The 20,612-nt window shown below is 55.1% G+C and carries 23 protein-coding genes; 14 read left to right on the top strand and 9 right to left on the bottom strand.

The genetic code is table 11. The features are described 5' to 3' along the window. The first annotated feature begins 130 nt into the window (after nt 1-130). The 6 genes from PYR66_02785 to PYR66_02760 all read left to right on the top strand — a co-directional run bounded on the left by PYR66_02785 (nt 131) and on the right by PYR66_02760 (nt 5,253). Nucleotides 131-1,285, top strand: a complete 1,155-nt coding sequence (locus tag PYR66_02785) for an SIS domain-containing protein (protein ID WEF28682.1) — start codon at nt 131-133, stop codon at nt 1,283-1,285. A gap of 12 nt (nt 1,286-1,297) precedes the next feature. Beyond that, nucleotides 1,298-2,167, top strand: coding sequence for a tagatose-bisphosphate aldolase subunit KbaY (gene kbaY / locus PYR66_02780; protein WEF28681.1), 870 nt, complete (start codon nt 1,298-1,300; stop codon nt 2,165-2,167). A gap of 200 nt (nt 2,168-2,367) precedes the next feature. Then, complete coding sequence (gene agaB, locus PYR66_02775) at nt 2,368-2,844, top strand: PTS galactosamine transporter subunit IIB (GenBank protein ID WEF28680.1); 477 nt, start codon at nt 2,368-2,370, stop codon at nt 2,842-2,844. A 53-nt stretch (nt 2,845-2,897) separates the two neighbouring features. Next, nucleotides 2,898-3,701 (top strand): PTS galactosamine transporter subunit IIC, encoded by an 804-nt coding sequence (agaC, locus tag PYR66_02770; GenBank protein WEF28679.1) that lies wholly within the window; start codon nt 2,898-2,900, stop codon nt 3,699-3,701. Beyond that, a complete protein-coding gene (gene agaD, locus PYR66_02765; protein ID WEF28678.1) occupies nt 3,691-4,482 on the top strand; it encodes a PTS galactosamine transporter subunit IID in 792 nt (263 codons plus the stop codon). The genes agaC and agaD overlap by 11 nt, the downstream gene beginning before the upstream one ends. 51 nt (nt 4,483-4,533) lie before the next feature. Continuing rightward, a complete protein-coding gene (locus PYR66_02760; protein WEF28677.1) occupies nt 4,534-5,253 on the top strand; it encodes a galactosamine-6-phosphate isomerase in 720 nt (239 codons plus the stop codon). Nucleotides 5,254-5,586: 333 nt separating this feature from the next. Here the strand turns inward: PYR66_02760 and rsmI are convergent, their stop codons facing one another. Then, entirely contained in the window at nt 5,587-6,450 is an 864-nt protein-coding gene (rsmI, locus tag PYR66_02755) for a 16S rRNA (cytidine(1402)-2'-O)-methyltransferase (protein ID WEF28676.1), read from the bottom strand. Nucleotides 6,451-6,513: 63 nt separating this feature from the next. Here rsmI and PYR66_02750 point away from each other — a divergent pair, with 63 nt between their 5' ends. From PYR66_02750 to dolP, 4 genes are read left to right on the top strand one after another with little or no spacing between them, the layout of a single operon-like run. Further along, nucleotides 6,514-8,628 (top strand): penicillin-binding protein activator, encoded by a 2,115-nt coding sequence (locus tag PYR66_02750; GenBank protein ID WEF28675.1) that lies wholly within the window; start codon nt 6,514-6,516, stop codon nt 8,626-8,628. Then, nucleotides 8,586-8,972: a YraN family protein gene (locus PYR66_02745; protein ID WEF28674.1), complete on the top strand. Its 387-nt coding sequence runs from the start codon at nt 8,586-8,588 to the stop codon at nt 8,970-8,972. The genes PYR66_02750 and PYR66_02745 overlap by 43 nt, the downstream gene beginning before the upstream one ends. Before the next feature lie 25 nt (nt 8,973-8,997). After that, on the top strand, nt 8,998-9,588 hold the full coding sequence (diaA, locus tag PYR66_02740; protein WEF28673.1) for a DnaA initiator-associating protein DiaA: 591 nt from the start codon (nt 8,998-9,000) through the stop codon (nt 9,586-9,588). Between the two features lie 9 nt (nt 9,589-9,597). Continuing rightward, nucleotides 9,598-10,173: a division/outer membrane stress-associated lipid-binding lipoprotein gene (gene dolP / locus PYR66_02735; protein WEF28672.1), complete on the top strand. Its 576-nt coding sequence runs from the start codon at nt 9,598-9,600 to the stop codon at nt 10,171-10,173. A gap of 113 nt (nt 10,174-10,286) precedes the next feature. Here dolP and PYR66_02730 read toward each other — a convergent pair whose 3' ends face one another. From PYR66_02730 to PYR66_02720, 3 genes are all read right to left on the bottom strand, one after another. Further along, nucleotides 10,287-11,330, bottom strand: coding sequence for a permease (locus PYR66_02730; GenBank protein WEF28671.1), 1,044 nt, complete (start codon nt 11,328-11,330; stop codon nt 10,287-10,289). Nucleotides 11,331-11,376: 46 nt separating this feature from the next. Continuing rightward, nucleotides 11,377-12,021: an NAD(P)H-binding protein gene (locus PYR66_02725; protein ID WEF28670.1), complete on the bottom strand. Its 645-nt coding sequence runs from the start codon at nt 12,019-12,021 to the stop codon at nt 11,377-11,379. Between the two features lie 77 nt (nt 12,022-12,098). Continuing rightward, a complete protein-coding gene (locus PYR66_02720; protein ID WEF28669.1) occupies nt 12,099-12,533 on the bottom strand; it encodes a YhbP family protein in 435 nt (144 codons plus the stop codon). 49 nt (nt 12,534-12,582) lie between these two features. On the opposite strand from PYR66_02720, the gene PYR66_02715 reads away from it, so the two are divergent. Further along, entirely contained in the window at nt 12,583-12,873 is a 291-nt protein-coding gene (locus PYR66_02715; GenBank protein ID WEF30342.1) for a GIY-YIG nuclease family protein, read from the top strand. On the opposite strand, the gene PYR66_02710 is transcribed toward PYR66_02715, so the two are convergent. Together PYR66_02710 and PYR66_02705 are read right to left on the bottom strand one after the other, a co-directional pair. Then, the gene (locus PYR66_02710; GenBank protein WEF28668.1) at nt 12,860-13,363 is read right to left on the bottom strand and encodes an N-acetyltransferase; all 504 of its coding nucleotides are present in this window, start codon (nt 13,361-13,363) and stop codon (nt 12,860-12,862) included. The genes PYR66_02715 and PYR66_02710 overlap by 14 nt on opposite strands. Further along, on the bottom strand, nt 13,357-13,881 hold the full coding sequence (locus tag PYR66_02705) for an SCP2 domain-containing protein (GenBank protein ID WEF28667.1): 525 nt from the start codon (nt 13,879-13,881) through the stop codon (nt 13,357-13,359). The genes PYR66_02710 and PYR66_02705 overlap by 7 nt, the downstream gene beginning before the upstream one ends. A gap of 221 nt (nt 13,882-14,102) precedes the next feature. Here PYR66_02705 and PYR66_02700 point away from each other — a divergent pair, with 221 nt between their 5' ends. The 3 genes from PYR66_02700 (at nt 14,103) to PYR66_02690 (ending at nt 17,136) form a co-directional block, all read left to right on the top strand. Then, the gene (locus PYR66_02700; GenBank protein WEF28666.1) at nt 14,103-15,098 is read left to right on the top strand and encodes a U32 family peptidase; all 996 of its coding nucleotides are present in this window, start codon (nt 14,103-14,105) and stop codon (nt 15,096-15,098) included. A gap of 8 nt (nt 15,099-15,106) precedes the next feature. After that, entirely contained in the window at nt 15,107-15,985 is an 879-nt protein-coding gene (locus PYR66_02695) for a U32 family peptidase (protein WEF28665.1), read from the top strand. A gap of 143 nt (nt 15,986-16,128) precedes the next feature. Further along, on the top strand, nt 16,129-17,136 hold the full coding sequence (locus tag PYR66_02690) for a luciferase-like monooxygenase (protein ID WEF28664.1): 1,008 nt from the start codon (nt 16,129-16,131) through the stop codon (nt 17,134-17,136). A gap of 43 nt (nt 17,137-17,179) precedes the next feature. On the opposite strand, the gene mtr is transcribed toward PYR66_02690, so the two are convergent. The 3 genes from mtr to yrbN all read right to left on the bottom strand — a co-directional run bounded on the left by mtr (nt 17,180) and on the right by yrbN (nt 20,573). Beyond that, nucleotides 17,180-18,424 (bottom strand): tryptophan permease, encoded by a 1,245-nt coding sequence (mtr, locus tag PYR66_02685; GenBank protein ID WEF28663.1) that lies wholly within the window; start codon nt 18,422-18,424, stop codon nt 17,180-17,182. A gap of 144 nt (nt 18,425-18,568) precedes the next feature. Beyond that, the gene (locus tag PYR66_02680) at nt 18,569-20,500 is read right to left on the bottom strand and encodes a DEAD/DEAH family ATP-dependent RNA helicase (protein WEF28662.1); all 1,932 of its coding nucleotides are present in this window, start codon (nt 20,498-20,500) and stop codon (nt 18,569-18,571) included. After that, nucleotides 20,493-20,573 (bottom strand): protein YrbN, encoded by an 81-nt coding sequence (gene yrbN / locus PYR66_02675; protein WEF30341.1) that lies wholly within the window; start codon nt 20,571-20,573, stop codon nt 20,493-20,495. The genes PYR66_02680 and yrbN overlap by 8 nt, the downstream gene beginning before the upstream one ends. Nucleotides 20,574-20,612 lie beyond the last annotated feature (39 nt).

Below are 20,612 nucleotides of genomic sequence, written 5' to 3'. Positions count from 1 at the left end.
CATCATTGAACTTTCAATATCTTTCATATAAATTTTAATAAACCGAATACACGATTAAGTGAAACGAAACGAAAGATAGCGACATTTTGCCAGCGTCTGATGTGGAATTCACAAGACTAAGGACTGAGTTATGTCAGAAACACATACCCCTTCTCCCGCGACAACCGGAACCTGGACAGAAGAAGAGATCCGCCAGCAACCAGCCTGCTGGATCCGCTCGCTTAACAACATTGATAGCATCCGTTCGGCAATTGACGACTTTCTCACACCGCTGTTATGTAAAAAAGATCTGCGGATCGTACTGACCGGGGCCGGAACCTCGGCGTTTATCGGCGATATCATCGCGCCGTGGCTTTCCAGCTACACCGGGACAAATATCAGCGCCGTCCCCACCACCGATCTTGTTACCAATCCTGTGGATTATCTGAATCCGGCACATCCGCTGCTGATGGTCTCTTTCGCCCGTTCCGGCAACAGCCCGGAGAGCGTTGCCGCCGTTGAGCTGGCAAATCAGTTTGTGCCCGAGTGCTACCATCTCTCAATCACCTGCAACGAAGCGGGCAGCCTGTATCAAAATGCGGTGAAGAGCGATAATGCTTTTGCCCTACTGATGCCAGCAGAGACGCACGATCGCGGTTTTGCGATGACCAGCAGCATCACCACCATGATGGCCAGCTGTCTCGCTGTATTTGCGCCGGAAGCGATCAATAGCCAAACCTTCCGCGACGTCGCCAATCGCTGCCAAACGATCCTGACTTCATTTGGCGATTTTAGTCACGGCGTATTTGGCAATGACCCCTGGAAGCGGATTGTTTACCTCGGTAGCGGCGGATTACAGGGCGCAGCGCGTGAATCTGCGTTGAAAGTTCTGGAACTGACGGCAGGTAAGCTGGCGGCGTTTTATGACTCCCCTACCGGCTTCCGCCACGGTCCAAAATCACTGGTGAATAACGAAACGCTGATCGTCGTGTATGTCTCCAGCCATCCTTACACTCGTCAGTACGACCTCGACCTGCTAGCTGAACTGCGTCGTGACAAGCAGGCCATGCGCGTCGTCGCCATTGCCGCAGAAACAGACGCAGTTATTGAAGCTGGCCCGCATATCCTGCTGCCTTCTGCTCGTCCGTTCATCGACATGGAACTGGCCTTTTGCTTCCTGATGTACGCTCAGGTGTTTGCTCTCACGCAGTCCATTAATGTCGGCAATACGCCGGACAGTCCGTCAGTCAGTGGTACCGTTAATCGCGTGGTGCAAGGCGTCGTTATTCACCCCTGGCAGGCTTAAGAGGATCGTATCATGAGCATTATTTCTACTAAGTATCTGTTGCTGGACGCTCAAGCTAAAGGCTATGCGGTCCCTGCTTTTAACATCCATAACGCCGAAACGATCCAGGCAATCCTGGAAGTGTGCAGCGAAATGCAATCGCCGGTGATCCTCGCCGGTACGCCGGGCACCTTTAAGCATATTGCACTGGAAGAGATCTACGCGCTGTGCAATGCCTACTCCACCACCTACGATATGCCGCTGGCGCTACATCTCGATCACCATGAATCTTTGGAAGATATTAGCCATAAAGTAAACGCTGGCGTGCGTAGCGCAATGATTGACGGCAGCCACTTCCCGTTTGATGAGAACGTGAAGCTGGTGAAGTCGGTTGTCGATTTTTGCCATGCTAAGGATTGCAGCGTCGAGGCTGAACTGGGGCGCCTGGGCGGAGTAGAAGATGACATGAGCGTGGATGCGGAAAGCGCATTTCTGACCGATGCTCAGGAAGCCAAACGCTTTGTTGAATTGACCGGCGTCGACAGCCTTGCCGTTGCGATCGGTACCGCGCACGGACTCTATACCAAAACGCCTAAAATCGATTTCCAGCGTTTGGCGGAAATTCGCGAAGTTGTTGATGTACCGCTGGTACTGCACGGCGCAAGCGATGTACCTGACGAATATGTACGTCGCACCATTACGCTGGGCGTGTGTAAGGTCAATGTCGCCACCGAACTGAAAATTGCCTTTGCTGATGCGGTCAAAGCGTGGTTCGCCGAAAACCCACAAGGTAACGACCCGCGTTACTACATGCGCGTTGGGATGGACGCAATGAAAGAGGTGGTTCGAAGTAAAATAGATGTTTGCGGTTCAGCAAACAGAATATTTTCCGTTGAACAATAATGATTGTAAAAGTTATTTCTTAGTGTTTTTATTTCAAAGCGTTACTGGGAAAACATCAGGTAACGCTTAGTATGGTTAATAAATTACACAAATAGTATTTTATTTGGTAGGTTTCGCTAAGTAATACCATAGTAACCGGTTTCGTATAAATAATACATTGTAAAATATTCATTTAATTTATTTATGGTGAGGTTTTAAATATGAGCGGTCCAAATATTTTATTAACCCGTATCGATAACCGATTAGTCCACGGCCAGGTTGGCGTTACCTGGACATCAACTATTGGCGCTAATCTGCTGGTGGTTGTTGATGATGACGTCGCCAAAGATGATATTCAGCAGAAGCTGATGGGAATCACCGCTGAGACCTACGGATTTGGTATCAGGTTCTTTTCTATAGAAAAAACCATTAACGTTATCGGTAAAGCTGCGCCACATCAGAAAATATTTCTCATCTGTCGCACACCGCAAACGGTCAGAAAACTCATAGAAGGCGGTATTGCGTTAAAAGACGTCAACGTTGGAAATATGCATTTCTCGGAAGGCAAAAAGCAGATTAGCAGTAAAGTTTATGTCAACGAACAGGATCTCAATGACTTGCAATTTATCAAGCAAAGTGGTGTTAATATTTTTATCCAGGATGTTCCCGGAGATCAAAAAGAACAGATCCCTGCATAAAAACGAGCTCATTCCTTCATGATAAATGGACTTATTTATTTGAGGTGATTTAAATGCATGAAATAACCCTTATTCAGGGGATATCCCTGGCTGCGCTAGTCTTCATTCTGGGAATCGATTTTTGGCTGGAAGCACTGTTTTTATTCCGACCGATTATCGTTTGTACGTTAACCGGCGCAATTCTCGGCGACATTCACATCGGTTTGATTACCGGTGGTCTGACTGAACTGGCGTTTGCTGGCCTAACCCCCGCAGGCGGCGTGCAGCCCCCGAACCCGATTATGGCGGGGTTAATGACCACGGTTATTGCCTGGTCTACCGGCGTAGATGCCAAAACCGCCATCGGCCTCGGTTTGCCGTTCAGCCTGCTGATGCAATACGTCATTTTGTTCTTTTACTCTGCCTTCTCACTCTTTATGGCGAAAGCCGATCAATCGGCAAAAGAGGCAAACACAAGCGCCTTTGCCCGCCTGAACTGGTTGACGATACTCATTGTCGCTTTCTCCTACGCAATTATCGCCTTTCTCTGTACCTATCTGGCGCAAGGTGCGATGCAGGCGCTGGTTAAATCAATGCCAGCCTGGTTAACCCACGGATTCGAAGTGGCGGGCGGTATTCTCCCGGCAGTCGGTTTCGGCTTATTGCTGCGCGTCATGTTTAAAGCGCAATACATTCCTTATCTGATCGCCGGTTTCCTGTTTGTTTGTTATATCCAGGTCAACAACCTTCTCCCGGTAGCCGTACTCGGTGCAGGTTTCGCCGTGTATGAATTTTTCAATGCGAAAGCTAAGCAGCAGGCGCAATCACAACCTGCCGTAAGCAAGAATGATGAAGAGGATTACAGCAATGGGATCTGAAATCAGTAAAAAGGACATTACTCGCCTGGGTTTTCGCTCATCGCTCCTTCAGGCCAGTTTTAACTATGAAAGGATGCAGGCAGGCGGATTCACATGGGCCATGCTCCCGGTTCTGAAAAAAATCTATAAGGATGACAAAGCTGGCCTGAGTGCGGCCATGAAAGATCACCTGGAATTTATCAACACCCACCCAAACCTTGTCGGATTCCTGATGGGGTTGTTGATCTCAATGGAAGAAAAAGGAGAAAACCGGGACACCATTAAGGGCTTAAAAGTGGCTTTGTTTGGGCCAATCGCAGGGATCGGCGATGCAATATTCTGGTTCACCTTACTGCCGATCATGGCGGGGATCTGCTCATCTTTCGCCAGTCAGGGGAATGTACTGGGGCCTATTCTGTTTTTCGCCGTCTACTTGATGATTTTTTTCCTGCGCGTCGGCTGGACGCATATCGGCTACTCGGTCGGTGTCAAAGCTATTGATAAGGTGAGGGAAAACTCGCAGATGATTGCCCGGTCGGCGACGATCCTCGGTATTACCGTCATTGGTGGGCTTATCGCGTCCTATGTGCACATTAACGTCGTGACCTCATTTGCCATCGACAGTACGCACAGCGTTGCACTCCAACAGGACTTCTTCGATAAAGTCTTCCCGAATATCTTACCTATGGGCTACACGCTGCTGATGTATTACCTCCTGCGCGTGAAAAAAGCACATCCGGTACTGCTCATCGGCGTGACGTTTATCCTTTCAATTGTCTCATCCGCACTCGGTATTCTTTAAACGGACCCAGGGGCATGACAGCAATGCCCCTTTTAAAGGAATTAGCTACAAATGCAAAATGTACACCCATGCCACAACTACAACACGTTAAGCGATCGCGCCAGCGAGTATCTGGTCACCTTCATACAGAACAAACCTGATGCTGTAATCTGCCTGGCTACAGGAAGTACGCCGTTACTCACCTACCGCTATTTTGTCGACAAAATACGCCAGCGTCAGATGGATATCAGTCAGGTGACATTTGTGAAGCTCGATGAGTGGGTGGGTATTCCATTGCAAACGCCGGGAACGTGCGAGTCCTTCTTGCAGCAGCACATTGTCCAACCGCTGGGCTTACAGGAAGAGCAACTTATCGGCTTTAGATCGGAAAATATCGATAAGAAGGAGTGCGAGCGCGTCACCGACCTGATCGCCAGCAAGGGCGGCATTGATTTATGTGTCCTGGGGCTGGGGAAAAACGGCCATCTCGGGCTAAACGAGCCAGGAGAAACGCTAGAACCATTTTGTCATATCAGCGACCTTGATGAGCAAACGCGCCAACATGACATGTTAAAAACAGCCGGACATCCCGTTGAACAAGGGATCACGCTGGGCCTGAAAGACATCCTGAATGCCAAAGAAATCCTGTTACTCATTGCAGGAGAAGGAAAAAAGGAGGCCACCAGGCAGTACCTTACGCAAACGGTCTCAACGTCCATCCCTGCCTCGTTCCTGTGGCTACATAGCAAAGTAAACTGCCTGTTGGATAATTCAATTTATCCAACGGTATAACAATGCTGAACCGCCTTTCTTCATGTAGTGGAAAGGCGCTACCACCGTCTCTGGTGCGTATTTCACTTCGGTGGCTGGCGAAGCTAAAGAACCCGCCAGCCCCCCCTTTCCTTGCGCCGGTTCGCTGTAACCTTCCCTTTTGCTGCAATATCTTCAGATACCGTTCAACGGTTCGAGAAGAAACACCGATTTTCTGAGCCAGAGCCTTTTCAGTAAGCGTCGGTTCGACAGACAAAGTTTCGCTAACCAATGCCCAGGCAATTCCCCAATCTCAACGACAAGGTTGAGAATAGCGGGTGTGATGCTAAACGGCGGTTGGTAACGGCTCATCCCTTACTCCCCCTGCTGCTCCAGCGCGTATTTATACAGCGCGTTCTTTTTCACACCGTGGATCTCGGCGGCCAGCGCGGCGGCTTTCTTCAACGGCAGATCCGCCTGCAGTAGCGCCAGGGTCCGTAGCGCGGCCGCCGGTAGCGCTTCTTCCTGCGGCTTAAATCCTTCGACGATCAGCACCATCTCGCCTTTGCGGCGGTTTTCGTCTTCCTTCACCCACGCCACCAGCTCGCCAATCGGCGCGCCGTGAATGGATTCCCAGGTTTTGGTCAGCTCACGCGCCAGCACGACATAACGGGATTCGCCCAGAACCGCGCAAATATCTTCCAGACTTTCCAGCAGGCGGTGCGTCGACTCATAAAAAATGATGGTGCGCGGCTCTTCTTCCAGCGCCTTCAGGGTATCGCGACGGCCTTTGGATTTTGCTGGCAGGAAGCCTTCATAACAGAAACGATCGGAAGGCAGACCCGCCGCGCTCAGGGCGGCGATGGCCGCGCAAGGACCCGGCAGCGGCACGACGCGGATATTCGCTTCGCGGCAAGTACGTACCAGATGATAACCAGGGTCGTTAATCAGAGGCGTGCCGGCATCAGACACCAGCGCGATGTTTTGCCCTTCTTTCAATTTCGCCAGAAGTGTTTCCGCTTTTTGCTGCTCGTTATGGTCGTGAAGCGCAAATAATCGGGCGTTAATCGCAAAATGTTGCAGCAGCAAACCGGTGTGGCGGGTATCCTCCGCAGCAATTAAATCAACAGCTTGCAACACTTCCAGTGCGCGCTGCGTGATATCAGACAGATTCCCTATCGGAGTGGGCACAATATACAGCTGCCCTTGAGAATTATCCGCTGATTCGTGTTGTTTCATTGTCTCGTCCGTATTGCCGAATTAATATTGAGCATTGAGCCAAAAAAATATCACTGGATACATATGGTACCGTCAACATTTCTTCGTTCTAAGCCCGCGCGCTGCCTGCCCGTATTGCTGGCGACTCTTCTCTTTGCTGGTTGCGGCACCCACACGCAGGATCAAAGTACGGCGTTTATGCAGGGTACGTCGCAGGCAGACTCCAGTTTCTACTTACAGCAGATGCAGCAAAGCACGAATGATAGCAAGACCAACTGGCAATTACTCGCCATTCGTGCACTGCTGCAAGAAGGTAAGAAACAACAAGCCATCGACCTGTTTAACCAGCTACCGTCAAACCTGAACAGCACGCAAGCCCGTGAACAGTCGCTGTTGGCGGTTGAAGTCAAACTGGCGCAGGGCGATAACAAAGGCGCTCAGGAACTCCTGAGCAAGCTCGATCCGCTGAGTTTTGAGAAAAACCAGCAGCCGCGTTACTGGCAGGCGCAAATTGACGCCAACCAGGGGCAGCCTTCCCTGACGCTGCTGCGTGCGCTGATTGCCCAGCAACCGCTGCTGAGCCAACCGAAGCAGAAACAGCAAAATATCGACGCCACCTGGAAAGCGCTGACCGCGATGAGCCCGCAGCAGGCAAGCGCGCTGGTGATCAATGCCGACGAAAACGTCCTACAGGGCTGGCTGGATCTGCAACGGATGTGGTTCGATAACCGCAACGATCCTGCGATGCTGAAAGCGGGCATCAAAGACTGGCAAACCCGCTACCCGCAGAACCCGGGAGCGCAGATGCTGCCAACGGCGCTGGCGAATATGCAGAATTACAAACCCGTCTCAACCAATAAAATCGCTCTGCTGCTGCCGCTAAATGGCCAGGCGGCGATTTTCGGCCGCACCATCCAACAGGGCTTTGAAGCGGCGAAAAACGGCGCGTCGCCGGTCCAGGGCAGCGCGGTGCCGGCGCAGGTCGCGCAGGCGGCAAATGTTGCCGGGAATAATGACGTCGTAAGCCCGTCTCAGGCGGAAGTCGGCGATCTCACCGCAACTGGCAGCCAAGCCGCGCCGGTACAGGCACCAGCGGAAACTCAAACCGCACCTGCGGCTAAGCCCGCCGCGACACCATCCGCGCCAGCGCCAGTTGCTGCGCCGCAGCAGGCTGACGTAGCGCCAGCGACGCAGCCGGTTAACGCGCCTGCCGCCCAGCCTCAACCGGTTGTCGCCAGCGCGGCTAATCCCACTGCGGAACTGAAAGTATACGATACCACCAGCCAGCCGATGAGCCAGCTGCTGGCGCAAGTACAGCAGGATGGCGCGACTATCGTGGTCGGCCCGCTGCTGAAAGAAAATGTCGAAGACGTGATGAAGAGCAACACGTCGCTGAACGTGCTGGCGCTAAACCAGCCGGGTAAAGTCGAGAACCGCCCTAACCTGTGCTACTTCGCACTATCTCCGGAAGATGAAGCCCGCGATGCGGCGCGTCATATTCACAATCAGGGCAAACAAACGCCACTGCTGTTAGTGCCGCGCGGCGCACTCGGCGATCGCGTGGTCAGCGCCTTCGCCGACGAGTGGCTGAAGCAGGGCGGCGGCACGGTACTGCAACAGCGCCTGGGTTCAACGGCGGAGCTGAAATCCGGCGTCAACGGCGGCGGGCTCTCGCTGACCGGCAGCCCGGTCTCGACGCTGCCGTCATCGACGGATAGCTCGCTCGGCAGCCCAAGCGACGTTCCGGTGAGCAGCGGCGGCAGCATCGATGCCGCCTATATCGTCGCCACGCCGGAACAAATTGGCTATATCAAACCGCTTATCGCGATGCGTAACGGCAGCCAGAGCAACGTCACCCTGTACGCCAGCTCCCGCAGCGCGCAGGGCACCTCCGGTCCGGATTTCCGTCTGGAGATGGAAGGTCTGCAATATAGCGAAATTCCGATGCTGGCCGGCAGCAACCCGGCGCTGATGCAGCAGGCGCTCTCCGCCGTACGTAACGACTACTCGCTGGCGCGGCTGTACGCGATGGGTGCCGATGCCTGGTCGCTGGCGAATCATTTCTCGCAAATGCGCCAGAGCCCGGGATACGAGCTGAATGGCAACACGGGCGATCTGACGGCCACGCCGGACTGCGTGATTAACAGGAAGTTATCATGGCTCAAGTACCAACAAGGACAAATTATCGCAGCCAACTAAGTAAACAAACCGGCGATGCCTGGGAAAACCAGGCGCGTCGGTGGTTAGAACAGCATGGACTGCGTTTTATCGCCGCCAACGCCCGCGAGCGCGGCGGCGAAATCGACCTTATCATGCGCGACGGTACGGTTATCGTGTTCGTCGAAGTGCGTTATCGGCGCAGCGACCGCTACGGCGATGCTGCCGCCAGCGTCACGCCGCAAAAGCAACAACGTCTTCTCAAAGCCGCTCGTCTGTGGCTCTCCCGACAGAATGGGAGTTTTGATACTGTAGATTGCCGTTTCGATGTGGTAGCTTTCACCGGCAACGACATCCAATGGCTGAAAAATGCCTTTGGCGAATAGCGTATTATCAGATTTAAGGGATCCCGTGCTCGACAGAATTAAAGCCTGCTTCACCGAAAGCATTCAAACCCAAATTGCAGCAGCGGAAGCACTCCCGGACGCCATCTCCCGCGCGGCCATGACGCTCGTTCAGTCGCTGCTTAATGGCAACAAAATCCTCTGTTGTGGTAATGGCACATCCGCCGCCAACGCACAGCATTTTGCTGCCAGCATGATCAATCGTTTCGAAACAGAGCGCCCTGGTTTACCTGCCATTGCACTAAATACCGATAATGTGGTCTTAACCGCCATCGCCAACGATCGCCTGCATGATGAAATCTATGCCAAGCAGGTGCGCGCGCTGGGACACGCCGGCGATGTATTACTGGCGATTTCGACACGCGGCAATAGCCGGGATATCGTGAAAGCCGTGGAAGCGGCGGTCACTCGCGATATGACTATCGTGGCATTAACCGGGTATGACGGCGGCGAGCTGGCTGGCCTGTTGGGTCAGCAGGACGTTGAAATCCGCATTCCTTCGCACCGCAGCGCGCGTATTCAGGAAATGCATATGCTCACCGTCAATTGTTTGTGTGATTTGATTGATAACACGCTTTTTCCACACCAGGACGAATAAGGAGAACACATGAAGGCTCTCTCGCCCCTCGCCATCCTGCTTTCTGCACTACTGTTACAAGGCTGCGTCGCCGCAGCGGTAGTTGGTACGGCAGCCGTCGGCACCAAAGCGGCAACGGACCCGCGCACGGTAGGTACTCAGGTTGATGACAGCACGCTGGAGCTGCGCGTTAACAGCGCTTTAGCGAAAGATGAACAGATTAAGAAAGAAGCGCGCATTAACGTCACCGCGTATCAGGGGAAAGTCCTGCTGACCGGCCAGTCGCCGACATCCGATCTCTCCTCCCGCGCCAAGCAAATCGCCATGGGCGTTGAAGGCACCACCGAAGTCTTCAATGAAGTGCGTCAGGGCCAGCCGATTGGTTTAGGTACCGCATCGTCGGATACCTGGATCACCACCAAAGTTCGCTCCCAGATGCTGGGTAGCGATCAGGTGAAATCCTCAAACGTGAAAGTGACCACCGAAAATAGCGAAGTGTTCCTGATGGGTCTGGTCACCGATCGTGAAGGCCGCGCGGCGGCGGATATTGCCAGCCGGGTGAGCGGCGTGAGTCGCGTCACCACCGCCTTTACCTATATCAAATAAACGTTATCTGGCCCGGCAGGCGCTTCGCTTCGCCGGGCTACAATCCACGGGTTCACAGTCGTTTGCGGGCTGGTCGCCCGGACAGGCGCAACGCGCCGCCTCCGGGACAACCATCAGATTAATGCCAGCCCACCGACGACCGCCCCGCACAACGCCACCAGCCCGCCGGTTAGCCACAACGCTTTAGCCGGGAACGCCTTACGCAGCATAATCAGCGACGGCACACTCACCGCCGGTAGGGTGATCAGCAGCGCCAGCGCAGGCGCGGTCCCCATTCCCGCCAGCATCATCGTCTGAACAATAGGAATTTCCGCCGCCGTCGGGATAACGAACAGGCAACCGGCAATCGCCATCGCAATCACCCAGAACAGCGTGTTGTCGACCGCGCCGTCGGCGTGCGGGAATAGCCAGACACGCGCGGCGCCCAGAACCAGCACCGCAAGGATGTAAACCGGGATAGTACTCCAGAATAGCGACCACAGCGCACGCAACCAGCGGTTAATAAAGCGGCCTTCATCCACCGTCGGTTGACTCATTTCCACGGCGGCAACAGGTGGCGTCGCCGCCTCTTTCACCCATTTTTGTACCAGCGTCGCGACCACCAGCACCGTCGCTAGCCCGGCGACCAGACGCACTAACGCAAACTGCCAGCCCAACACAAAGCCCATAAAGACCAGCGTTGCCGGGTTCAACAACGGATTGCCCATCCAGAACGCCAGCGCGCCGCCCATCGATACCTGCTGTTTACGCATGCCGGCGGTAACCGGCGCGGCGCAGCAGGTACACATCATGCCCGGCAGCGAGAAAACCACGCCCAGCAACGTGCCCTGAAAGCGTGATGTCCCAAGCGTTCGCAGCAGCCAGTCGCGCGGGATCAGTACCTGGATAAGCGAACCGAGCAGCACGCCAAGTACCGCCGCTTTCCAGACCGCGAGGAAATAAACCATCGCATAGTCCCATGCCGCCTGCAGCGGGTTTACCTCAGCCTGAGCCAGAATAGATTTGCCGATACTGTGGGTTTCTGCGGCGGTAAAAGCTTTACCGTAATACGGCTGCCATTTGACGTACCACAGGCCAACGATAACGACGAGAAAGAAAAGCGCGGGTTTCCACCATTGAAATGGTGATGCCGCCTGAGATGAAGACTGACCAGTCATAACATTCCCCAGGAAGGTAAGCAGATGTTAATTGAGACGTTGAATACTACGCCTGACGGGCGGCGATTTCACGCAGTTTTGCCGAGGGTAATACCGTCACGCCTTCACCTGATGGCGCCAGCGCTTCCGCGAGCATCGCACGCGCGACATCGTCGGCGGCGAGCGACTTCCAGTTGCCCGGTAGCAGACGGAACAACGGCGCCAGTATCGTTTCATTCGGCCGCTTGTTTTCTCGTTCGCCCAGCAACATGGACGGACGCAGCAAGGTTAGCCGCTGCCAGGATTGCCCACGCAGCGCCTGTTCCATTTCCCCTTTGACCCGATTATAGAAAAACATCGAATGCGGATCGGCGCCCATCGCGCTCACTACCAGCATATGCTTCGCCCCCAATCGCAGGCCGGTTAGCGCGGTATCGACCACCAGCGTATAGTCAGTGTGAATGAATGCCGTTTTGCTACCCGCCTGTTTCAGCGTGCTTCCCAGGCAGCAAAAAACGATATCGACAGGGGCCATAACCTGCGCCAGCGCATCGGTCAGTTGTGGGTCATGAGGATTAAACACGCCTTCGGCATCCGCCAGCGGGCGGCGGGTTGGCGCGGCAATCGCGGTAATTTGCGATGACAGTTTCAACAACCTAAGTAAGTGCCCACCAACTAGACCGGTTGCGCCGGTTATCAACACCTGACTCATGGTTCCTCCTGCCCGCAACAGCGCATGTGTTATCAAGAGTATGCAGAAAAAAGCCGATTCTGCACAGGCTCAGCACACTACTCGGCGGCGTCGCGCAGCCAGTGCAGTTTTTTACCGAAACCGAGGGTATTGTCGGTGAACTTAAGCTCGTCGGGGCGAATCTCCCACACCGGCGCTGATAGCATACGGGCGACCGGGAAACGGTTAACATAACGCTGGCGCATCTCGGCCTCTTCTTCACCGGAAAGACGGCGGATCTCGCCTTTAAACTGCACGCCGCGGATCAGCGCGACGGTTTTTGGTTGGCCGTTGACCGTCCCGGCGACCTTTGCGCGTTCGCCGGTCATCTGACCGTGGCGGGTCTTTTCATCGCTCAGCAGATAAAAGGCGACCTTCTTCGGGTCATAAATATAAAACGCATTGGCGCACCACAGTTCGCCATCACGAGCAACGCACCAGGTGATGACGTGCTGTTTACCCAACCAGCGGCTAATCGCGGCAAGCGTATCCATCTTTATTCTCCATTATGCTATGGTGCACACATCCTAATAGACTGACGTTATTACCGTGTACTGGTTTCTCTATCTTATTCGAACCGCTGATAACCGCCTGTATACCGGCATCACCACTGACGTCCCGCGCCGCTTTCGTCAACATCAGGAAGGTAAAGGGGCTAAAGCGCTGCGTGGAAAAGGCGAGCTGGTACTGGCGTTTAGTCAGGAGGTTGGTGACCACTCACTTGCACTGCGGCTGGAGTATCGCGTCAAGCAGCTAACGAAGCGCCAGAAAGAGCGCCTCGTTGCCGGGGATGGTTCATTCGAGACCCTGCTGGAGGGGCTCAGAAGCGATTAAAATGATCGCTGTATTCAACCAGGCCGTGTACGCCTTGCAGCGCGTCATCCGCCAGGCGGTGCACCTGGAAGGCTTCAGCCGTATCCGGCCAGCGGCAGCGCAGATCGAAAGCGGCGGCTGACTCAAAGCCCAGGCGGCTATACAGCGCCGGATCGCCCAGTGTGACGACCGCGGCATAACCAAATTCATTTAACGAATCCAGTCCTTCATAAACCAGCTGTCGGCCAATGCCCTGGCCGCGATAGTTTTCATCGACCGCCAATGGCGCCAGTCCCACCCACTGTAACTCTTCGCCTTCGACGGCGACCGGGCTAAAAGCGACATAACCGACCACCTGACCTTCATCGTCAGTGGCCACTAAGCCCAGCGTGATCAGACCATCTTCACGCAGATCGTGCACCAGCTTCGCTTCCGCATCGCTACCGAACGTGCGACGCAGCAGCGCGTCGATACCCGGCGCATCAATCCCAATTTCCACTCGAATCAGCATACCTCACCTACCGATGTCTGTTCAGGTTTCTGCGGGCTCTTCAGGCCTGCTTCGACAAAATCCGCCATCTGCAGCAACATGATGCGCAGCGCTTTCGGCATCTGTTCCAGCTCAATGGCATCCATCAGATTCTTCACATACAGCCCCAGCTCGGTGTCGCCTTCAATCACCAGGCGACGCTGGAAGAATAGCGTATCCGGATCCTGTTTTCGCGCAGCAATCATCAGCAGATCGCTGGCGTTGGCGCTAAAGCTGACGTCGGCGTCGGCCTGTTGGCTGACCACCAGGCGACCGTCGACTACCGAGGTATACCACAGCAGACCGATATCACGCACATTAATACTTAACCAGCGGCCTTCGAGAAAATCCAGTTCTCCCTCCGCCAGCGCCTGGCGAAACTGCCAGCTCAAGACTTGTTCCAGCACCTGGCGCTTGAGGGCAAAAGGCGCCAGCTTAACCGGCACGCTCATTAAAGACGGGCCAAAATGGACCAGCCGGGAACGCAGTTTATCCAACACAAGCTTCACTCCATGCATGCAATAGTTTCGCTATTGTGCCATATCAAATAAACGACATAGCGGCGTAAATCAACAAAATCGCGATGATGGCCGCCCGCTATTGCGCCTACCAATACGCTTTTAACTGCCTCAAATCAAAAATTGTCACCAGAAGGTTAACTAAAATCCCAGATCATTAACCATTTTGCGTCCCTGACCGGCCGCTTTTTTCAGGAAAAATTATGGAGCTGCTCTGCCCCGCCGGTAACCTTCCGGCACTTAAGGCGGCCATCGAAAACGGCGCCGATGCTGTCTATATCGGGCTAAAAGATGACACTAACGCCCGCCACTTTGCCGGCCTTAATTTCACCGAAAAGAAACTGCAGGAAGCCGTCAGCTTTGTGCACCAGCATCGCCGCAAGCTGCATATCGCGATCAACACCTTCGCGCATCCCGACGGCTACGCCCGTTGGCAGCGGGCGGTGGATATGGCCGCACAGTTGGGCGCCGACGCGCTCATTCTTGCCGATATCGCCATGCTGGAGTACGCCGCGGAACGCTATCCGCATATTGAGCGTCACGTGTCGGTGCAGGCATCCGCCACGAACGAAGAGGCGGTGCGTTTCTATCACCGTAACTTCGATGTGGCCCGCGTCGTACTGCCGCGTGTGTTATCCATTCACCAGGTGAAACAGTTAGCCCGCACCACGCCGGTGCCGCTGGAAGTTTTCGCCTTTGGTAGCCTGTGCATCATGGCGGAAGGCCGCTGCTATCTCTCCTCTTACCTGACCGGCGAATCGCCGAATACCGTTGGCGCTTGTTCGCCCGCGCGCTTTGTGCGTTGGCAGCAAACGCCGCAAGGGCTGGAGTCACGGCTGAACGAAGTACTGATCGACCGCTACCAGGACGGCGAAAACGCTGGTTATCCGACACTGTGCAAAGGCCGTTACCTGGTCGATGGCGCGCGCTATCACGCACTGGAGGAGCCCACCAGCCTCAACACCCTGGAGCTGTTGCCGGAACTGCTGGCCGCCAATATCGCCTCGGTGAAAATAGAAGGGCGTCAGCGCAGCCCGGCGTACGTCACCCAGGTAGCGAAAGTCTGGCGTCAGGCCATCGACCGCTGCAAAGCCGATCCGCAGAATTTCGTCCCGCAATCCGCGTGGATGGAAACCCTTGGTTCCATGTCCGAAGGGACGCAAACCACCCTTGGCGCCTATCACCGTAAATGGCAGTGAGAAACGTGATGAAATATTCATTAGGACCGGTGCTGTACTACTGGTCAAAAGAGACCCTGGACGATTTTTACCAGCAGGCGGCAAGCTGCAGCGCCGACACCATTTATCTGGGTGAAGCGGTCTGTAGCAAACGCCGCGCCACTAAAGTCGGCGACTGGATCGAGATGGCGAAAACGCTGGCCGGTAGCGGCAAGCAGGTGGTGTTGTCCACCCTCGCGCTGGTGCAGGCCTCCTCCGAGCTGGGCGAGCTAAAGCGCTATGTTGATAACGGTGAGTTCCTGATTGAAGCCAGCGATCTTGGCGTTGTTAATCTTTGCGCCGAACGCAAGCTGCCGTTCGTCGCTGGTCATGCGCTGAACTGCTATAACGCCGTGACGCTACGTCTGCTGCTGAAACAGGGTATGGTGCGCTGGTGTATGCCGGTGGAGCTTTCTCGCGACTGGTTGAGTAACCTGCTGACCCAGTGCGAAGAATTAGGTATCCGCAACCAGTTTGAAGTCGAAGTCCTGAGCTACGGTCATCTGCCGTTGGCCTATTCCGCCCGCTGCTTCACCGCCCGCTCGGAGGACCGAGCGAAGGATGAATGCGAAACCTGCTGTATCAAGTACCCGAACGGGCGCAGCATGCTCTCGCAGGAAAACCAGCAGGTCTTCGTGCTTAACGGCATTCAGACGATGAGCGGTTACGTTTATAACCTTGGCAATGAGTTGACCTCAATGCAGGGGCTGGTGGACATGGTACGCCTGTCGCCGATGGGCAGCGAGACTTTCTCCATGCTCGATGCCTTCCGCGCCAACGAAAACGGCGCTTCACCGCTGCCGTTGACGGCAAATAGCGACTGCAACGGCTACTGGCGGCGGCTCGCCGGGTTGGAATTACAGAGCTGATATACCGCTCACTTTGTTAACAATAGTGCTCAGATTTTAATGCATTATTAAAGATGCAGCTTTTCTGGCTGGCGCATCATGAATGCGCCAGGCTGGAAGAAGACCTTCAATCTGATGACTATGCTGTAGCAAAGTGAGCCTTTATGACTGACAAATCTGTTTTGTTCTCGGTGCTCGATCTGGCGCCGATCCCGCAAGGATCTTCCGCAAAGGAAGCCTTTTCTCATTCTCTCGACCTCGCCCGGATGGCCGAATCCCGCGGCTATCACCGCTACTGGCTGGCGGAGCACCATAATATGGTCGGCATCGCCAGCGCGGCGACGTCGGTGTTGATTGGCTATCTCGCCGCCAACACCACCACCCTGCATCTGGGATCCGGCGGCGTGATGTTGCCAAACCATTCACCGCTGGTGATTGCCGAGCAGTTCGGTACGCTGAATACGCTTTACCCTGGACGTATCGATCTCGGCCTTGGCCGCGCGCCGGGTAGCGATCAGCCGACCATGCGCGCACTGCGCCGCCATATGAGCGGTGATGTCGATAACTTCCCACGCGACGTGGCGGAACTGGTGGACTGGTTTGACGCCAGCGATCCTAATCCGCACGTGCGCCCGGTACCCGGCTACGGTGAACAGATCCCGGTGTGGCTGCTGGGTTCAAGTCTGTATAGCGCTCAGCTGGCGGCGCAGCTCGGCCTGCCGTTCGCTTTCGCCTCGCACTTCGCGCCGGATATGCTCTTCCAGGCTCTGCATCTGTACCGCAGCAACTTCAAGCCCTCCGCGCGTCTGGAAAAGCCATACGCGATGGTATGTATCAATATTATCGCCGCCGATAGCGACCGTGATGCGGAGTTCCTCTTCACCTCCATGCAGCAGGCATTCGTTAAGCTACGCCGCGGCGAGAGCGGGCAGCTGCCGCCGCCGGTGGAAAATATGCATCAACTGTGGTCGGCGTCCGAACAGTACGGCGTGCAGCAAGCGCTGAGTATGTCATTGGTCGGCGATAAAACGAAAGTTCGCCACGGTCTGCAGTCGGTTCTGCGGGAAACCCAGGCGGATGAAATCATGGTGAATGGCCAGATCTTTGACCACCAGGCGCGCCTGCATTCGTTTGATTTGGCGATGCAGGTGAAAGAGGAATTATTGGGATAATACCAATGCAAGCCCGGTAGCATAGCGCCACCGGGCAATACTTTTAGTGATAAACCGGCAACAGGTTAAAGCTCGACAGGAAATGCACGGCTGCGTTGCCGAGCCCGAACAGCAGGATCAGCGCAATCATCGGTTTTCCGCCCCAAACGCGGAACTGTGGACTGCCAAAGCGTTTGCGCGAGGCGCGAGCCAATAGCGCCGGAACGATCGCCGCCCATACCGTCGCTGCCAGGCCGGCATAACCGATGGCGTACAAGAAGCCATCGGGCTTCACCAGGCCGCCAATCATCGGTGGAATAAAGGTCAGCAGCGCGGTCTTAAAACGCCCCATCGCGCTATCATCAAAACCAAACAGGTCCGCCAGATAGTCAAACAGGCCCAGCGTGACGCCGAGGAATGAACTGGCAACGGCAAAGTTGGAGAACACCACCAGCAGCAGATCCAGACCACGACTATTCAGCACGCCGCTCAACGCCTGCACCAGCACATCGATGTTGCCGCCCTTCTGCGCGATGCCGACAAACTGCGGGCGCGGGATATTGCCCATCGTCACCAGCAGCCATACCACGTACAAGCCCAGCGCCAGCAACGTACCGTAGATTAAGCAACGGGTGATGGTGCGCGGGTCCTTACCATAGTATTTCATCAAGCTCGGAACGTTGCCGTGATAGCCAAATGACGCCAGGCAGAACGGCAACGTCATCAGCAGATATGGCGCATAAGAAGCGTTTTTTTCTGCAACGTTAAACAAGGTTGTCGGCTCGACGTGCCCCAGCAGGCTGCCGAAGGTCAGGAAGAAAGTAATCACCTTGGCGCCCAGGACGATGGCCGTCATGCGGCTCACCGCTTTGGTGCTCATCCAGACGATAAATGCGACCAGCAGCGCAAAGCCAAAACCTGCTGCCCGCGCCGGTACGTTCAGCGACATTTCAGCAAAGGTATGGTGCAGAATCGAACCGCTCGCCGAAATATAGGCGTAGGTCAGGATATACAGCACAAAGGCGATCGACACGCCGTTCACCAGGTTCCAGCCCTTGCCGAGTAGGTCTTTGGTAATGGTGTCGAAGCTGGAGCCAATCCGGTAATTGAGGTTGGCTTCCAGGATCATCAAACCGGAGTGCAGCATACAGAACCAGGTAAAGACCAGCGCCGCCAGCGACCAGAAAAACCACGCGCCGGACATCACTACCGGCAGAGAAAACATCCCCGCGCCAATAATCGTGCCGCCGATAATCACCACGCCGCCAAATAATGACGGTCGGGTGGCCGTAGTGGTTAGTGTCGCCATTTACCGAAATCTCCAGTCGAAAATACTTTGCTCACGTTGAACATGACGCACTGTACCAGTACATGAGTACAAAGGAAATAAAAAAAGCCCCAATCATGACGATCGGGGCTGTATTTTTTACTTTACGCTAGCGGAGTGCGCTAATTACGCATCGCCACCGAAGCGACGACGACCAGCGGAGTCATCGCGGCGCGGTGCGGATGCATCGTCACGACGCGGCGCACGGCCTTCACGACGTTCGCCGCTGAAACGACGACCATCACCGCGACCGCCTTCACGACGCTCGCCGCCGAAACCACGACCGCCTTCACGACGTTCGCCGCCAAAACTACGGCCGCCTTCACGACGCTCACCGCCGCCACGACGTTCGGTGCGCGGCTGCGCATCGCCCAGCAGCTGCATGTTCATCGGCTTGTTCAGGATACGGGTACGAGTAAAGTGCTGCAGTACTTCGCCCGGCATACCTTTCGGCAGTTCGATAGTGGAGTGAGAACCAAACAGCTTGATGTTACCGATGTAACGGCTGCTGATGTCGCCTTCGTTAGCGATCGCGCCAACGATATGACGAACTTCAACGCCGTCATCGCGGCCCACTTCAATACGGTACAGTTCCATTTCGCCAACGTCACGACGTTCACGCTTAGGACGATCTTCACGATCGCCACGCGGGCCACGATCGTTACGGTCGCCACGGCGCTCGAAGCGATCGTCACGGTCGCGGAATTCGCGACGCGGACGCATCGGCGCATCCGGCGGCAGAATCAGCGGACGTTCGCCCTGAGCCATTTTCAGCAGCGCTGCGGCCAGAGTTTCAACATCCAGTTCTTCGCCTTCATTAGCCGGCTGAATTTTCGCCAGCAGCGCACGATACTGGTCCAGATCGCTGCTTTCCAGTTGCTGCTGTACTTTCGCGGCGAATTTTTCCAGGCGACGTTTGCTCAGCAGTTCTGCGTTCGGCAGTTCTACTTCCGGAATCGTCAGTTTCATCGTACGTTCGATGTTGCGCAGCAGACGGCGTTCGCGGTTCTCAACGAACAGCAGAGCGCGGCCGGCACGGCCCGCACGACCGGTACGGCCGATACGGTGAACGTAGGATTCGGAATCCATCGGGATGTCGTAGTTAACCACCAGGCTGATACGTTCAACGTCCAGGCCACGGGCTGCAACGTCGGTCGCGATCAGGATATCCAGACGACCGTCTTTCAGACGCTCCAGAGTCTGCTCACGCAGCGCCTGGTTCATGTCGCCGTTCAGCGCTGCGCTGTTATAGCCATTACGCTCCAGCGCTTCAGCCACTTCCAGGGTCGCGTTTTTGGTACGAACGAAGATAATCGCCGCATCAAAATCTTCCGCTTCCAGGAAACGCACCAGCGCTTCGTTTTTACGCATGCCGTAAGCAGTCCAGTAGCTCTGGCTGATGTCCGGGCGCGTGGTGACGCTTGACTGAATACGCACTTCCTGCGGCTCTTTCATGAAGCGACGGGTAATGCGACGGATAGCTTCCGGCATTGTGGCGGAGAACAGAGCGGTCTGATGACCTTCCGGGATCTGCGCCATAATCGTTTCTACGTCTTCGATAAAGCCCATGCGCAGCATTTCATCTGCTTCGTCCAGTACCAGACCGCTCAGTTTAGAGAGATCCAGAGTGCCGCGCTTCAGGTGGTCCAGCAGACGACCCGGGGTACCGACAACGATCTGCGGACCCTGACGCAGGGCGCGCAGCTGCACGTCATAACGCTGGCCGCCGTACAGGGCAACCACGTTTACGCCGCGCATATGTTTAGAGAATTCCGTCATTGCTTCAGCAACCTGTACCGCCAGTTCGCGGGTCGGCGCCAGCACCAGAATCTGCGGTGCTCTCAGCTCAGGATCGATGTTGTTCAGCAGCGGTAAAGAGAACGCTGCGGTTTTACCGCTACCGGTCTGGGCCATACCCAGAACATCGCGGCCGTCCAGCAGATGCGGAATGCACTCAGCCTGGATCGGAGATGGTTTTTCGTAACCCAGATCGTTAAGCGCTTCAAGGATAGGAGCCTTCAGGCCCAGATCTGCAAAAGTGGTTTCGAATTCAGCCATGTAGTACGTGTGCCTCAAAATTAATGGCGGCCAGTCTACATAACTCATCGTGAAAATTTAGAGTAATTTTCATTGAAAAGTGTGAACCGGCTCAAAGTAGGTGTATTAACGA

The sequence above is a fragment of the Klebsiella aerogenes genome (genome assembly GCA_029027985.1).
Classification (GTDB): Bacteria; Pseudomonadota; Gammaproteobacteria; order Enterobacterales; family Enterobacteriaceae; genus Klebsiella; species Klebsiella aerogenes_A.
Note: the sequence above shows the minus strand (reverse complement) of the source record. Positions and strands in the feature narration are given on the sequence as shown.

Bases quoted from the DNA above. Each gene is read 5' to 3' on its own strand.
- PYR66_02785 (WEF28682.1), top strand. From the start codon at position 131: ATGTCAGAAACACATACCCCTTCTCCCGCGACAACCGGAACCTGGACA.
- kbaY (WEF28681.1), top strand. From the start codon at position 1,298: ATGAGCATTATTTCTACTAAGTATCTGTTGCTGGACGCTCAAGCTAAA.
- agaB (WEF28680.1), top strand. From the start codon at position 2,368: ATGAGCGGTCCAAATATTTTATTAACCCGTATCGATAACCGATTAGTC.
- agaC (WEF28679.1), top strand. From the start codon at position 2,898: ATGCATGAAATAACCCTTATTCAGGGGATATCCCTGGCTGCGCTAGTC.
- agaD (WEF28678.1), top strand. From the start codon at position 3,691: ATGGGATCTGAAATCAGTAAAAAGGACATTACTCGCCTGGGTTTTCGC.
- PYR66_02760 (WEF28677.1), top strand. From the start codon at position 4,534: ATGCAAAATGTACACCCATGCCACAACTACAACACGTTAAGCGATCGC.
- rsmI (WEF28676.1), bottom strand. From the start codon at position 6,450: ATGAAACAACACGAATCAGCGGATAATTCTCAAGGGCAGCTGTATATT.
- PYR66_02750 (WEF28675.1), top strand. From the start codon at position 6,514: ATGGTACCGTCAACATTTCTTCGTTCTAAGCCCGCGCGCTGCCTGCCC.
- PYR66_02745 (WEF28674.1), top strand. From the start codon at position 8,586: ATGGCTCAAGTACCAACAAGGACAAATTATCGCAGCCAACTAAGTAAA.
- dolP (WEF28672.1), top strand. From the start codon at position 9,598: ATGAAGGCTCTCTCGCCCCTCGCCATCCTGCTTTCTGCACTACTGTTA.
- PYR66_02730 (WEF28671.1), bottom strand. From the start codon at position 11,330: ATGACTGGTCAGTCTTCATCTCAGGCGGCATCACCATTTCAATGGTGG.
- PYR66_02725 (WEF28670.1), bottom strand. From the start codon at position 12,021: ATGAGTCAGGTGTTGATAACCGGCGCAACCGGTCTAGTTGGTGGGCAC.
- PYR66_02720 (WEF28669.1), bottom strand. From the start codon at position 12,533: ATGGATACGCTTGCCGCGATTAGCCGCTGGTTGGGTAAACAGCACGTC.
- PYR66_02710 (WEF28668.1), bottom strand. From the start codon at position 13,363: ATGCTGATTCGAGTGGAAATTGGGATTGATGCGCCGGGTATCGACGCG.
- PYR66_02700 (WEF28666.1), top strand. From the start codon at position 14,103: ATGGAGCTGCTCTGCCCCGCCGGTAACCTTCCGGCACTTAAGGCGGCC.
- PYR66_02695 (WEF28665.1), top strand. From the start codon at position 15,107: ATGAAATATTCATTAGGACCGGTGCTGTACTACTGGTCAAAAGAGACC.
- PYR66_02690 (WEF28664.1), top strand. From the start codon at position 16,129: ATGACTGACAAATCTGTTTTGTTCTCGGTGCTCGATCTGGCGCCGATC.
- mtr (WEF28663.1), bottom strand. From the start codon at position 18,424: ATGGCGACACTAACCACTACGGCCACCCGACCGTCATTATTTGGCGGC.
- PYR66_02680 (WEF28662.1), bottom strand. From the start codon at position 20,500: ATGGCTGAATTCGAAACCACTTTTGCAGATCTGGGCCTGAAGGCTCCT.
- yrbN (WEF30341.1), bottom strand. From the start codon at position 20,573: ATGAAAATTACTCTAAATTTTCACGATGAGTTATGTAGACTGGCCGCC.